The sequence below is a fragment of the Pseudomonas jessenii genome (assembly GCF_002236115.1).
Lineage (GTDB): Bacteria > Pseudomonadota > Gammaproteobacteria > Pseudomonadales > Pseudomonadaceae > Aquipseudomonas > Aquipseudomonas jessenii.
Window position 1 is genome coordinate 289,624 of record NZ_NIWT01000004.1, and the last position, 14,250, is coordinate 303,873.

The following is a 14,250-nucleotide window of genomic DNA, read 5'->3' on the forward strand; positions in this document are numbered from 1 at the left end:
CAAGATGTCTGATTACAAAGCTCCCCTGCGCGACATGCGCTTCGTACTCAACGAGGTTTTCCAGGTGTCCCGGCTCTGGGCACAATTGCCTGGCCTGGCCGACGTGATCGATGAAGAGACCGCCGCCGCCATCCTCGAAGAGGCCGGCAAGATCAGCGGCGAAGTGATCGCGCCACTGAACCGCGCCAGCGACGAACAGGGTTGCACCTGGAACGACGGCGCGGTCACCGCCCCGGACGGTTTTGCCCAGGCCTATCAAGCCTTCGCCGAAGGCGGTTGGGTGGGTGTCGGCGGTGATCCGCAGTACGGCGGCATGGGCATGCCCAAGGCGATTTCGGCCCAGGTCGAAGAGATGGTCAACTCGGCCAGCCTGTCGTTCGGCCTGTACCCGATGCTGACCGCCGGTGCCTGCCTGTCGATCAAGGCCCACGCCAGCGAAGAACTGAAAGCGGCTTACTTGCCGAACATGTACGCCGGCATCTGGACCGGTTCGATGTGCCTGACCGAAGCCCATTCCGGCACCGACCTGGGCCTGATCCGCACCAAGGCCGAACCCCAGGCCGATGGCAGCTACAAGGTCAGCGGCAGCAAGATTTTCATCACCGGTGGAGAGCACGACCTGACGGAAAACATTATCCATCTGGTACTGGCGCGGCTGCCCGATGCACCGGCCGGCCCGAAAGGTATCTCGCTGTTCCTGGTGCCGAAAGTGCTGGTCAACGCCGACGGTTCGCTGGGTGAAAACAACGCGCTGTCCTGCGGCTCCATCGAACACAAGATGGGCATCAAGGCGTCCGCCACCTGCGTGATGAACTTCGACGGCGCCACCGGCTGGATCGTCGACGCACCGAACAAAGGCCTGGCGGCGATGTTCACCATGATGAACTACGAGCGTCTGGGCGTTGGCATCCAGGGCTTGGCCCAAGGCGAGCGCTCGTACCAGAACGCTGTCGAATACGCCCGTGACCGTCTGCAAAGCCGTGCGCCAACCGGTGCGCAATTCAAGGACAAGGCCGCCGACCCGATCATCGTGCACCCGGACGTGCGACGCATGCTGTTGACCATGAAAGCCTTGAACGAAGGCGGCCGTGCGTTCTCCAGCTACGTGGCCCTGCAACTGGACATCGCCAAGTACAGCGAAGACGCACCGACACGCCAGCGCGCGCAGGATCTGGTATCGCTGCTGACCCCGGTGGCCAAGGCCTTCCTCACCGACATGGGCCTGGAAACCACCATCCATGGCCAGCAGATCTTCGGCGGCCACGGCTACATCCGTGAGTGGGGTCAGGAGCAACTGGTGCGTGATGTGCGCATCACCCAGATCTACGAAGGCACCAACGGCATCCAGTCCCTGGACCTGGCCGGGCGCAAGATCGTTGGCAGCGGCGGGGCGCTCTACCGCTTGTTCGCTTCGGAAATCCGCAACTTCACCGCCAACGTTGGCGCTGACCTTGCCGAGTTCATCCAACCGCTGAACGCCGCCGTCGACACTCTCGACGACCTGACCGCGTGGCTGCTGGACCGGGCACAAAACAACCCGAACGAAATCGGCGCGGCCTCGGTCGAGTACCTGCATGTTTTCGGCTACACCGCTTACGCCTACATGTGGGCGCGCATGGCCAAGGCGGTCATAAGCGGCGATGCCGAGGACGATTTCTACACCAGCAAACTGGCCACCGCACGATTCTACTTCGCCCGGTTGCTGCCGCGTATCCACTCGTTGAGCGCATCGGCCAAGGCCGGCAGCGACTGCCTCTACGAGCTGCAAGCCGATCAGTTCTGATCGAAAGGACAAGGAACCTTAAACATGATGGCGACAAAAATAATTCCGCCCGCCGACGGCGCCTATGCCTACCCCTTGCTGATCAAGCAATTGCTGCTGTCCGGCGTGCGCTACGAGCCGGGCCGGGAAATCGTCTACGCCGACAAGCTGCGCTACAGCTACCAGACTCTCAACAAGCGTATTCGCCGCCTGGCCAATGCGCTGACCGCAGCCGGGGTCAAGGCCGGTGACACCGTGGCCCTGCTCGATTGGGACAGCCACCGCTACCTGGAATGCTTCTTCGCCGTGCCGATGATCGGCGCGGTGCTGCACACGGTGAACATTCGCCTGTCGCCGGAGCAGGTGCTGTTCACCATGAACCACGCCGAAGATGACCTGGTGCTGGTGCATGATGATTTCCTGCCCCTGGTCGAGCAGATCCACGGTCGGCTGGAAACCGTAAAAGGCTACCTGCAGCTCACCGATGACGAGGCGACCACGACCTCGCTGCCGGTGCTGGGCGAGTACGAGCACCTGCTGTCCCTGGCCTCGGACCAGTACGACTTCCCCGATTTCGACGAGAACTCGGTCGCCACGCTGTTCTACACCACCGGCACTACCGGCGACCCGAAAGGCGTGTACTTCAGCCACCGCCAGTTGGTGCTGCACACCCTGAATGCCGTCGGCACCCTGGGCGTCTATCAGGGCCAGCCGCTGCTGCGCTCCGACGACGTGTACATGCCGATCACGCCGATGTTCCATGTGCATGCCTGGGGCGTGCCGTATGTCGCGACCCTGATGGGCATCAAGCAGGTCTACCCGGGCCGCTACGAACCCAACAGCCTGGTCAAGCTGTACCGCGAAGAGAAGGTGACCTTCTCCCACTGCGTGCCGACCATCCTGCAGATGATCCTCAACTGCGAGGAAGGCAAGGCGACCCGTTTCGACGGCTGGAAAATGCTCCTGGGTGGCAGCGCGCTGACCCTGGGCGTGGCCAGCGAAGCCAATGCCAAAGGCATGGTGGTGCACGCAGGCTATGGCATGTCCGAGACCTGCCCGTTGCTGTGCCTGACGTACCTGCGCGATGAAGACCTGCAGCTGTCCGCCGAAGCGCAACTGCCGATCCGCATCAAGACCGGCACCCCGGTGCCATTGGTCGACCTGAAGATCATCGACGCCGACGGCAAAGATGTGCCCCATGACGGTGAGTCCCTGGGCGAGATCGTGGTGCGCGCGCCGTGGCTGACCCAGGGCTATCTGAAAGCCCCGGACAAAGGCTCGGAGCTGTGGCACAACGGCTGGCTGCACACCGGCGACATGGCCTCGATCGACAAGCTGGGCGGCGTGGAAATCAAGGACCGCATCAAGGACGTGATCAAGACCGGCGGTGAGTGGATCAGCTCCCTGGAACTGGAAAGCCTGATCAGCGAACACCCGGGCGTGATGTCCGTCGCCGTGGTGGGCATTGCCGACGAACAATGGGGTGAACGCCCGATGGCCATGGTCGTCTGCGAGCCGGGGCAATACCTCGACCGCAAGATTCTGGAGGTGCATTTGCAAGCCTTCGTCGATGGCGGCCGCATCAACAAATGGGCGATTCCCAAGCAGTTCAAGTTCGTCGCCGAAATCCCCAAGACCAGCGTCGGCAAGATCAACAAGAAGCTGATTCGGGAAACTGAAGCGAACTGACACGAACTGACCCGAACACTGTAGGAGCGAGCTTGCTCGCGATGGACTCAAGGGCGTCGCGTTTATCCTGTAAACACGCGTTATCGTTAACGACCATCGCGAGCAAGCTCGCTCCTACAACGAATTCAACAGTGGGCGGTTTCTGGATAGTTTGCGGGGCGTCATCTTTGTCATAGTCCTCGTCAGAGATAACGCCCCGTTAGTCGCAGTTTTCAGCGCCTGTGCCAAGCTGAACGGGGTATTAGCGCCGCGCATTCAACTGCCGGCCAGTCAACCCCCAGGAAGCCCATGCCATGAACCTCGCCCGTGCATCAAACGTTCGCCACGAGTTCTACAAAGCCGTCTGGTTCTATTTAAAAGTGGTCTGGCCGATCTTCTCGATACTGCTTTTGGTGATCATTACGTTCGGCCTCATCATCGCCCACCTGGAAGGCTGGGGCCCGTTAGACGGTATCTACTTCGCCTTCGTGACCGGCCTGACCATCGGCTATGGAGAGCTGGTGCCCAAATTGGGTGTGTCGCGGGTGCTGGCGATCCTGCTGGGTTTCAACGGCGTGCTGATGACCGCGACATTCGCGGCGATCAGTGTCCGGGCCATTGAAGTGACTGTGACGGCGGCGAGGAAAGAGGAATAGGGTGTAGCCTGCTCAACCCAAAGCCAAAGCCAAAGCCAAACCCAAACACAAAACCCCTGTGGGAGCGAGCTTGCTCGCGATAGCGGTGTATCAGCCAGCAAAAATGCTGAATGTTAAGCCCTCATCGCGAGCAAGCTCGCTCCCACAGTTTTTTGCAGCCAGCAGGCTAAGCCTCCCAACCCGCCCCAGTCACCGCCGCCTGCACCAGCGGGTGTAAGTCCGCCCCCTGATGTTCCGTCTGCCAGGCCAGCAACTCCTTGCGCATGCTGGGCGCCCAGTACATCTGCATATGATTGCGCACGCTGAGCACCGCCTGTTGCTGGTCCGGCTGGCTGGCAAAGTACTGGGCGATCTGGTTGGCCATCTTGATCAGGTTGTTCGTGCTCATCGGCGTACCTCCGCTTTGGCGCCACGGCCCCGGTCCTTGAGCAGACGATGCTGTTCATCGCTGAATTCCTGGAAGCGTTTTTGCCACTCCGAAGGGTGATAAACGCGGCTGACTTCCACGGCGGTGACCTTGTACTCCGGACAGTTGGTAGCCCAGTCGGAGTTGTCGGTGGTGATCACGTTGGCGCCCGATTCCGGGAAGTGGAACGTGGTGTACACCACGCCCGGGGCGACCCGTTCGGTGATCCGCGCACGCAGCACGGTTTGCCCGGCGCGGCTGCCGATACCGACCCAGTCACCTTCGTTGATGCCGCGGCTTTCGGCGTCGGTCGGGTGGATTTCCAGGCGGTCTTCGTCATGCCAGGCGACGTTGTCGGTACGCCGGGTTTGAGCACCGACGTTGTACTGGCTGAGGATGCGCCCGGTGGTCAGCAGCAGCGGATAGCGACTGTTGACCTTCTCCTCGGTGGGCACGTAGCCGGTGAGCATGAAGCGCCCCTTGCCGCGCACGAACTCTTCGATGTGCATGGTCGGCGTGCCGTCCGGTGCTTCGGCGTTGCACGGCCATTGCAGGCTGCCGTGGCTATCCAGTGCGGCGTAGCTGACGTTGGTGAAGGTCGGCGTCAGGCTGGCGATTTCATCCATGATTTGCGACGGGTGCGTGTAGTTCATCGGGTAGCCCAACGCATTGGCCAGCGCCACCGTGCCTTCCCAGTCGGCCTTGCCGCCCAGCGGGTCCATGACTTTGCGTACCCGCGAGATACGCCGCTCGGCGTTGGTAAAGGTGCCGTCTTTTTCCAGGAACGAACTGCCCGGCAGGAACACATGGGCGAACTTGGCGGTTTCGTTGAGGAAAATGTCCTGCACCACCACGCACTCCATGGCCGACAAAGCGGCGGTGACGTGCTGGGTATTCGGATCGCTCTGGGCGATGTCTTCGCCCTGGCAATACAGGCCCTTGAAACTGCCGGCCAGGGCCGACTCGAACATGTTGGGGATGCGCAGGCCCGGGTCGGGTTGCAGGGTCACGTTCCAGGCCTGTTCGAACTGCGCCCGCACCACCTCGTTGGAGATGTGCCGGTAGCCAGGTAGTTCGTGGGGGAAGGAGCCCATGTCGCAGGAGCCCTGAACGTTGTTCTGCCCCCGCAGCGGGTTCACGCCAACGCCTTCGCGACCGATGTTGCCGGTGGCCATGGCCAGGTTGGCGATGCCCATCACCGAGGTACTGCCCTGACTGTGTTCGGTGACGCCCAAACCGTAGTAGATGGCCGCATTGCCACCGGTGGCATACAGGCGCGCAGCGGCACGAATGTCGGCAGCGGGTACACCGCAGATCGGGCCAAGGGCTTCCGGCGAGTTTTCCGCGCGGCTGACAAACTCACTCCAGATCGCGAAATCGCTACCCTCGCAACGGGCGTCGATAAAGGCCTGGTTTTGCAGGCCTTCAGTGATGATCACGTGGGCCAAGGCATTGAGCATGGCGACGTTGGTGCCAGGGCGCAGTGCCAAGTGATATTCGGCGCGGGCATGCACCGTATCCACCAGATCAATGCGCCGTGGATCGATGACGATCAGCCGCGCGCCTTCACGCAGGCGGCGCTTGAGTTGCGAGGCGAACACCGGGTGGGCGTCGCTGGGGTTGGCGCCCATCACCAGGATCACGTCGGCCTGCATCACCGAGTCGAAACTCTGGGTGCCGGCGGACTCGCCCAGGGTTTGCTTCAGGCCATAACCGGTCGGCGAGTGGCAGACCCGTGCGCAGGTGTCGACGTTGTTGTTGCCGAAGGCCGCACGCACCAGTTTCTGCACCAGATAGGTTTCTTCGTTGGTGCAACGGCTGGAGGTGATGCCACCGATGGAGTCGCGGCCATATTTTTGCTGCAGACGTCGGAATTCGCTGGCGGCGTAAGTCACCGCTTCATCCCAGCTGACTTCCTGCCAAGGGTCGCTGATGTGCTTGCGGATCATCGGCTTGGTGATGCGATCCGGGTGGGTGGCGTAGCCCCAGGCAAAGCGCCCTTTGACGCAAGAGTGGCCATGGTTGGCCTGGCCGTTCTTGTCCGGAACCATACGCACCAACTGGTCGCCTTTCATCTCGGCGCGGAACGAGCAGCCCACGCCGCAATAGGCGCAAGTGGTGATCACGCTGCGTTCCGGCTGGCCCAACTCGACCACGCTTTTTTCCATCAGTGTCGCAGTCGGGCAGGCCTGCACACAGGCGCCGCAGGACACGCATTCCGAATCGAGGAAGTTCTCACCGCCAGCAGCCGCGACCCGGGATTCAAAACCGCGCCCGGTAATGGTCAGGGCAAAGGTGCCCTGGGTTTCTTCGCAGGCACGCACGCAACGGTTACAGACGATGCACTTGCTCGGGTCGTAGTCGAAGTAGGGGTTGGAGGTGTCTTTCACGTCCTCCAGATGGTTCTCGCCTTCATAGCCATAACGCACTTCCCGCAGGCCGACCTGTCCGGCGACGGTTTGCAGCTCGCAGTTGCCGTTGGCCGAGCAGGTCAGGCAGTCCAGCGGGTGATCGGATATGTACAACTCCATGACATTGCGCCGCAGGGTCGCGAGCTTTGGCGTCTGGGTATGCACGGTCATGCCTTCAGTGACCGGCGTGGTGCAGGACGCGGGGTAGCCGCGCATGCCGTCGATCTCCACCAGGCACATGCGGCAGGAGCCGAAGGCTTCCAGGCTGTCGGTGGCACAGAGTTTCGGAATGGTGGTGCCCAGCAGCGCGGCGGCGCGCATCACCGAGGTGCCTTCGGGCACGCTGATGCTGCGGCCATCGATGTTCAGGGTGACTTGCACCTGGCTGTCGCGGGCTGGCGTACCCAGATCGATATCGGTTTTCGGGTCGAAGAGAGTGATCATTGCTCGGCCTCCGAGGGCTGCAAGCCGAAGTCGGCGGGGAAGTGCTTGAGGGCGCTGGCGACCGGGAAGGAAACCATGCCGCCCAATGCGCACAGCGAACCGTATTGCAGGGTGTCGCACAGGTCCTTGAGGATGATCACCTGCTCATCGCGACCACTCGCGTCTGGCGCGGCGAGCAGGCGGTCGATCACCTCCACGCCCCGGGTCGAGCCGATGCGGCACGGGGTGCATTTGCCACAGGATTCCTCGGCGCAAAACTGCATCGCGAAGCGCGCCATATGGGCCATGTCCAGGGTGTCGTCAGCCACCACCACACCACCGTGACCGAGCATCGCGCCGATGGCGGTGAAGGCCTCGTAATCCAGCGGTGTATCGAATTGCGAAGGTGGCACCCAGGCGCCGAGGGGGCCGCCCACCTGCGCAGCCTTCAGCGGCCGGCCACTGGCGGTTCCGCCGCCGTAGTCTTCCACCAGTTCGCGCAGGGTCAGGCCAAAGGCCCGTTCCACCAGACCGCCATGACGAATATTGCCCGCCAACTGGAAGGGCATGGTGCCCAGGGAACGGCCCATACCGTAATCACGGTAGAACTGCGCACCCTTGGCCAGAATCAGCGGCACCGAGGCCAAAGTCAGCACGTTGTGCACCAGCGTCGGCAGGCCGAACAGACCCTTCAAGGCAGGAATTGGCGGCTTGGCACGAACGATCCCGCGCTTGCCTTCGAGGGAGTCCAGCAACGCGGTTTCTTCACCGCAGATGTACGCGCCGGCACCGACTCGCACTTCCATATCGAACGCCTGGCCGCTGCCGCCGACATTGGCGCCGAGGTAACCGGCATCACGGGCAATGTTCAACGCCGCACGCAGCGTGGCCACAGCATCGGGATATTCCGAGCGAACATAGATGTAGCCGTAAGTGGCACCGACGGTAATGCCGGCGATGGCCATGCCTTCGATCAGCAGGAAGGGGTCGCCTTCCATCAACATGCGGTCGGCGAAAGTGCCGGAGTCGCCTTCGTCGGCGTTGCATACGATGTACTTTTGCGCAGCTTCGGTCGCACGTACCGTGCGCCATTTGATCCCGGCGGGGAAGGCCGCGCCGCCACGGCCACGCAGGCCCGAATCGAACACCGCCGTCGCGGTCTGCTCGCCGCCCAGGGCGATGGCTTGGGTCAAGCCCTCGAAACCGCCGTGCGCGCGGTAATCGTCCAGCGACAGCGGCCGGGTGATGCCGGCACGGGCAAACAGCAGGCGTTGTTGAGTCTTCAGATAAGACAATTCTTCCACCAGGCCCAAGGCCAGTGGGTGGCTGGACGGCTCGCCTTGCAACGCATCGAGCACGGACGGCACATCGGCAGCGGTCAGCGGGCCGAAGCCGATACGGCCTTGCGGGCTGTCCACTTCCAGCAGCGGTTCCAGCCAGTACAGGCCGCGCGAACTGGTGCGCTGTAGCTCCAGAGGCAGATTGCGTTCCTTGGCCTGAGTGATCAGGGCCACGGATACCTCATCGGCACCCACGGCACGGGCTAGCGAATCACAGGGCAGATAGAGAGTCGGCATCACGCGTCCTCCCGGCAAGCGTCGAGCAAGGCATCCAGACGCTCAGCGCTCAGCCGCGCATGCACCCGACCATCCAGCTCCAGGGCAGGCGAACAGGCGCAGGCACCGAGGCAATACACTGGCCGCAAACTGATGCTGCCATCGGCGCTGCTGCCGTGATCGTCCAGTTGCAGGCGCTCGCGCAACTGCGCGGCAAGCTGCTCGGCACCGCGGCTCTTGCACGACTCAGCCCGGCACAGCCGCAGGATATGTCTGGCCGGCGGCGCGGTACGGAAATCATGGTAAAAACTGATCACCCCGCGAACCTCGGCCTGGCTCAGGTTGAGGGCATGGGCAATCTCGGGGACGGCGACATCGGGGACGTAACCGATGCGTTCCTGAATATCATGAAGAATGGGCAACAGCGCACCCGCAGAGCCCTTGTGGCGCTCCAGCAGACTGTTGACCACAGGCAGGTGCAACATCTCATCAGGCATTCAGCAATCCTCACGGTCACGGACAAACCAGATGGTCGTCGGTCGTCCGAAAGTGTCGGCTGCGGCACTCACACCACGTCACGGTATCGTGGCATTTTCAGGCCGTTGGCCAGGGCACCCTGAGCGGGCATCTTGTTGTGCCCGACGCGGTCTTCGCCGCACCTCTACTGGGCATAAAGGGCAGCTTGCCACGCTGCTGTTGATCGACCTGCACCAAAGCGACGTGCTCGGTTCTGCCTACGACTATCCATTAAGTCTAGATGAGTGCCGCAAGGGGCGTTCACACACCGGCCTAATGCCCGAAGGGCTTGTCGATGGCTGATGTATAGCAAGCATTACAGGCGAGAAGAAGCATCAGAACCATGGGCATTCTACGGAGCAGATCCGCCGATCCATTCCGCTACAAACCGAAAGCCATCCCCCCGAACCGAACACAAAACGCCCCGAAAAACCTCAAGGCCAAGCCGAAATACCACCCGGCACACAACCCCCCTGTGGGAGCGAGCTTGCTCGCGATAGCGCCAGCCCAACCACCCTCAATGCTGAAGATTGCACCACAATCCCACTCACACACTGGGGCCAAACAATGCCCGCCAGCCCACCGCAACCCCCTGTGGAAGCGGGCTTGCTCGCGAAAAACGCAAGGCATCCACGTGTCCCGCTGAATACCCCGGCCACCGCAACCAAGCCCGTTCTCACAGCGTCACGCCTGACTTTTGAAACCAAAAACCATCCTGGCGCTTCGCCCACTACCCCTCAGTCGTAGCCCCCGTCCGCTTAGACGCCAGCTCATTATCCCGATCCCGAGTAAGCACCTTCACCGCATCATCCACCAACGCCTTACTCATCGAAGTTAGATAATGCGCAGCCCAAGCGTGACGGTCGGTGTCTCTGGCATAGGCGGCATCTTCAGTGAGGGTTTTGGCCAGGAACAGAAAATCAGAGGCCATGGACAACGCATCGCCGAGGGGAACGCCGCGAGTGACATGAAACAGCGCTTGATCCGCGCAGTAGATGGCCGGTGTCAGGCCGATGGTTTTGAGTTCAGGTTGTTCAGTCATTGGCCACCTCCGAGGATGGAGAGGTAATGGGGGAGGGGGTTACACGATTGGGAATCGCGTAGAGGGAAAAGCCAAATTTCAAACGGATTGATACTGCGCATTATCCAACTCCTTGATATGAGGAGCTGCCACGTTCGTTACCACACGAATGGGTGACAGCTGTGCGCAGGGTGGTAAACCGGGAATCAAGGAAACCGGCACGCCCGAGGGCGTCCCACGCACAGCCGCCATAACTCACGCTGCAGGCATAAAAAAAGCGCCTGATGACGTGATTGGGGCGCTGTTGCGCCTTGAATAACTCGGGTTACCACACCCGGTCGCTGAATTGGCAGCGACGGGGAAAGATTAACGTGAAGGTTATGTAGCTGCAACCGCGTATTGGTCAAAGCGGCAAACAGCGGATGGACCACGCCCCCCGCCTGAGTTCGAACGTTGGCAACCATTACCTCCTTAGGCAATAGGTAGTAATAGTCAAAAACTCACATTTTTGCTTGTCAACGTTTTCAGAGGGACGACTCAAAGGATGGTGAGATGGCGCGATGATATCTGAGCTTCAGCGTGCTACTTTTCGGTGCTTAGCGGGTATCGCGCTTTTGAGTAAGCTTGGGTGCTGGCGCACATTAGGAGCAAAGGACTGGATGGCAACCGAATATTTAGGCATGCGCTGGCGCAAAACAGATTTTCAAGTGCAGACGCCAGAGGATAACAAGCATTGGGCGGATGACGACTTACGGCTGCTTACTCCACGCCGGCCCTTAATTGGAGGAGAGCCCAACGAGAGTGACATTCAGGATAAGGCCAAAATTTTCCTGCGGCGTTGCCATGAGCTGCATCTGGAAATCATTGGCATCACAGATCACAATTTTTCTGAAAAGACGAATCCCCGTGATTGGTTTTTGACGCACCTTGTAGAGCAAAATAAATCTGTTTCAAAGGAGCTAGGGCGGGACCCGATCACAATCCTTCCAGGATTTGAAGTGGACATCGGTTACCACGTTCTCTGTCTGTTTGAGCCTGCAACCAGAGCAAGGGATATAGTTCGAGTCAATTTGATCCTGACAAAACTTGGGCTTGAGGAAAACCGAAGATTCCGAGGGGGCGAACCGCAACCTCTAAGAGATAATGATCAGACCATCAGCTTAAAGAAGCTACTGGAGGTCGTGCAGCGATGCGGTGGTATCGTCATCGGTGCTCACTCTGATCAACACGACGGAATATTGAGCGCTGCCCGCAACATTGAGGACTATCGGCTACCCGGACTATTGGCGGTGGAGGTGACTGCTTTCCCGATGGCGCCGAAGTATCAAGCGATTTTGAGCGGTAAAAACAAGGATTGGTCTCGACAAGGTCGCCAACCTGCTTACGTCCAGTCATCAGATGCTAAATCCCTGAAGACAGATGGTGAAAATCGTCCGTTACCGAACTCACTTGGGTACCGATTTACATGGGTAAAATGCTCTAAACCATCGATCACATCACTGCGCCAAGCTTTTTTGGACGGATCATCTCGCCTACGTCTACAAGATGTTAGGCCTTCGGATACCCAGACTCATCCGCGGATAGTGTCGATCAAATGCAGGGGATTAAAATTTCTTGCTGATCAGGAAATTTTCTTTTCCCCAAATCTCAATACCCTTATAGGAGGGAGAGGCACCGGCAAATCAACGGTGCTGGAGCTATTGCGCTTCGCATTTGGAAGGGATAAGGGCGACACCTTTTCGGAGTCGATTCTGGCCAAATTCGGACGCGTCCGAGCGACATTCTCAGATGACGTCGAAATCCAAGTTCGTTGGCAAACACTTCCAGATCAGGTGGACACAATCTCCCTGAAATCCAATGATGAACATATTTTGCTGGAGGGCGAAGCACATGATTTCTTAACGTATCTCAAGCATCTACCTGTCCAGTTTTTCAGTCAGCAGCAGCTTAGCGATTTGACAGACGTTAACGGTGGAAGTCGATTGCTACTGATGATCGATGATGCTTGTGCAGCTGAGCTACAGGTTCTTAAAGGGCAGGAGGAAACGCTTAGAGCAGAAATCCGCCAGTTGTTTGCAGTGCAGGATCAGTCAACTGCTTTGGCTTCTGAGATTAAAGGTCTGAAGCAGGAGCTTCTCGAACTCAACCGCCAATGGCAGGCTCGACAGGACGTGCAGCAAGAGGCGCAGCAGTACCAACGTGCTGATGCAGCCAAGCGCTATTTCCAGCAGGTCCAATCACAGTTTACGGGCGACCTTGACCGACTGCGGGCTTTCGCAGACACGTTTGCAAAACCAGGGGGGGTAAATGACGGGCGTGTAGAAGCTTGGCCTATGGCTGATTGGTTCAATTCGTTCACCGAGGAGGTCACAGCCTCAAGGCAGAATTCTGCTGACCAATTAGCAAAGTTGGTGGCTCAGATTGAGGGTGAGGTTGTCCGGCTATTTGAACAAAATGAGGGGTGGCTTCAGGTATCTGGAGAACTCGATCAAGTTAAGACTGCCTTTCTTGAAGCCTGTAAGGCTAGGGGGCTGCAACCCCAGGATGTTGCGAGATTGCAGGAGATAGATAAGGCGCGCCTAGTAAAGCAGCGCGCCCTTGACGATAAAGAAGCTCGATTCGCATTACTGGAACCCCAGAAAGACCGACTTATCGTAGCCCTAACGGAACTCCACGATCTTTGGGATACGGAGTTTTTATTGCGCCAACACACAGCACACGAGGTCAGTACCAAGACGGAGGGTGCAATTAAAGTCCTCATACACAAGATGGCGGATCTAGGTCAATTCCACGCCGCCTGGACGAAATTGAGTCCAGACGGACGATCTCGCCTAGGCCGCGCTTGGGATTATATCGGGGACCACATTTTTGAGGATTTCCGAAAGCGCATGATAGGCAAGAAGAGCGGGCCAGTTTCTCCATGGTTGCACATTAAAGAGATTCTTACTGGTGATGGCGCACTTCCATTGGCGCTTCTTGAGTATCGGGACGAGTTGAAAACGCATTTTGTTACTCAGCATCAGTTGTGGCGGGAGGCACGACTGACTCGAGTGGAAGACAACGTGGACATCCAATTGTACCGAGCCGACGGATCGCTAGTTGGCAGCGTACAGAGCCGAGCACTTTCGGAAGGGCAGCGAAATACGGCTGTGCTAAATTTGCTGCTCGCCAAGGGCGAGGGTCCTATTGTCATTGACCAGCCAGAAGACGAGCTGGATTCCAACTTTATCTATCACGAACTAGTACCTTTGTTGCGCAGAATTAAGAACAGAAGGCAGCTCATTGTCGCTACTCATAATGCGAACCTACCCGTGAATGCAGATGCCGATCTGGTCTATGCACTTAAGGTGGCTGAGGGACGCGGAGTCGTTTTAGCTGAGGGTGGGTTGGACAATAATGAAACGACAGGCGCAGTTCTGGATATCATGGAAGGATCGGCTGAAGCGTTTAAGCGCCGATTAGCTAAATATCATTTTTAATACGAAAATCCACCAAGCCTGACTGTATGCCATAAAAAATAATTGTCTCAAAAGGCAAGATTTCCGAAAGAAGTGCAAAAAATTCTAAAAAGGGTCTACTAAAAATGGTCAAATTTATTGTCGGAAAATAAATGACCATTTTTTTAATCCCTTTTTTATTGCTTCGCTCCTTTCTTCTCGGTCCTCTTTCTTCTCAGAGCTCTTGGCGCTAATGACAGTTTACTAGCTACGAAGAAAGCCAGCTTTGTTCCGTGGTGAGTCGTCAGAGGGTAGGCTTGAAGGGCATTGACGCCTCCTCGTTGAAATGGAATATACGATTCACAGCCTCCCACATTGTTAATTTGGTAAATAT

At 58.6% G+C, this 14,250-nt stretch carries 9 protein-coding genes; 4 read left to right on the plus strand and 5 right to left on the minus strand.

Going from position 1 to position 14,250, the window contains the following annotated elements:
- Positions 1-4: 4 nt before the first annotated feature.
- The 3 genes from PSJE_RS14450 (at position 5) to PSJE_RS14460 (ending at position 4,086) form a co-directional block, all read left to right on the plus strand.
- On the plus strand, positions 5-1,783 hold the full coding sequence (locus PSJE_RS14450; RefSeq protein WP_090453214.1) for an acyl-CoA dehydrogenase C-terminal domain-containing protein: 1,779 nt from the start codon (positions 5-7) through the stop codon (positions 1,781-1,783).
- Between the two features lie 24 nt (positions 1,784-1,807).
- Positions 1,808-3,451, plus strand: coding sequence for a fatty acid--CoA ligase (locus PSJE_RS14455; RefSeq protein WP_090453216.1), 1,644 nt, complete (start codon positions 1,808-1,810; stop codon positions 3,449-3,451).
- 293 nt (positions 3,452-3,744) lie between these two features.
- Positions 3,745-4,086, plus strand: coding sequence for a potassium channel family protein (locus tag PSJE_RS14460; protein WP_090453218.1), 342 nt, complete (start codon positions 3,745-3,747; stop codon positions 4,084-4,086).
- A 166-nt stretch (positions 4,087-4,252) separates the two neighbouring features.
- On the opposite strand, the gene PSJE_RS14465 is transcribed toward PSJE_RS14460, so the two are convergent.
- The 5 genes from PSJE_RS14465 to PSJE_RS14485 all read right to left on the minus strand — a co-directional run bounded on the left by PSJE_RS14465 (position 4,253) and on the right by PSJE_RS14485 (position 10,440).
- Positions 4,253-4,474: a formate dehydrogenase subunit delta gene (locus PSJE_RS14465; RefSeq protein ID WP_057716316.1), complete on the minus strand. Its 222-nt coding sequence runs from the start codon at positions 4,472-4,474 to the stop codon at positions 4,253-4,255.
- Positions 4,471-7,347, minus strand: a complete 2,877-nt coding sequence (gene fdhF / locus PSJE_RS14470) for a formate dehydrogenase subunit alpha (RefSeq protein ID WP_090453220.1) — start codon at positions 7,345-7,347, stop codon at positions 4,471-4,473. The genes PSJE_RS14465 and fdhF overlap by 4 nt, the downstream gene beginning before the upstream one ends.
- Positions 7,344-8,903, minus strand: a complete 1,560-nt coding sequence (locus tag PSJE_RS14475; protein WP_090453221.1) for a formate dehydrogenase beta subunit — start codon at positions 8,901-8,903, stop codon at positions 7,344-7,346. Before PSJE_RS14475 ends, fdhF begins: the two co-directional genes overlap by 4 nt.
- Positions 8,903-9,379 (minus strand): formate dehydrogenase subunit gamma, encoded by a 477-nt coding sequence (locus PSJE_RS14480; protein ID WP_056855147.1) that lies wholly within the window; start codon positions 9,377-9,379, stop codon positions 8,903-8,905. Before PSJE_RS14480 ends, PSJE_RS14475 begins: the two co-directional genes overlap by 1 nt.
- A gap of 749 nt (positions 9,380-10,128) precedes the next feature.
- Positions 10,129-10,440 (minus strand): DUF3077 domain-containing protein, encoded by a 312-nt coding sequence (locus PSJE_RS14485; RefSeq protein ID WP_090453223.1) that lies wholly within the window; start codon positions 10,438-10,440, stop codon positions 10,129-10,131.
- Positions 10,441-11,078: 638 nt separating this feature from the next.
- Here PSJE_RS14485 and PSJE_RS14490 point away from each other — a divergent pair.
- Positions 11,079-13,898, plus strand: a complete 2,820-nt coding sequence (locus PSJE_RS14490; protein WP_090453225.1) for a TrlF family AAA-like ATPase — start codon at positions 11,079-11,081, stop codon at positions 13,896-13,898.
- Positions 13,899-14,250 lie beyond the last annotated feature (352 nt).

Excerpts from the sequence above, each read along its gene's own strand:
- PSJE_RS14450 (WP_090453214.1), top strand. The coding sequence starts at position 5 with ATGTCTGATTACAAAGCTCCCCTGCGCGACATGCGCTTCGTACTCAAC.
- PSJE_RS14455 (WP_090453216.1), top strand. The coding sequence starts at position 1,808 with ATGATGGCGACAAAAATAATTCCGCCCGCCGACGGCGCCTATGCCTAC.
- PSJE_RS14460 (WP_090453218.1), top strand. The coding sequence starts at position 3,745 with ATGAACCTCGCCCGTGCATCAAACGTTCGCCACGAGTTCTACAAAGCC.
- PSJE_RS14465 (WP_057716316.1), bottom strand. The coding sequence starts at position 4,474 with ATGAGCACGAACAACCTGATCAAGATGGCCAACCAGATCGCCCAGTAC.
- fdhF (WP_090453220.1), bottom strand. The coding sequence starts at position 7,347 with ATGATCACTCTCTTCGACCCGAAAACCGATATCGATCTGGGTACGCCA.
- PSJE_RS14475 (WP_090453221.1), bottom strand. The coding sequence starts at position 8,903 with ATGCCGACTCTCTATCTGCCCTGTGATTCGCTAGCCCGTGCCGTGGGT.
- PSJE_RS14480 (WP_056855147.1), bottom strand. The coding sequence starts at position 9,379 with ATGCCTGATGAGATGTTGCACCTGCCTGTGGTCAACAGTCTGCTGGAG.
- PSJE_RS14485 (WP_090453223.1), bottom strand. The coding sequence starts at position 10,440 with ATGACTGAACAACCTGAACTCAAAACCATCGGCCTGACACCGGCCATC.
- PSJE_RS14490 (WP_090453225.1), top strand. The coding sequence starts at position 11,079 with ATGGCAACCGAATATTTAGGCATGCGCTGGCGCAAAACAGATTTTCAA.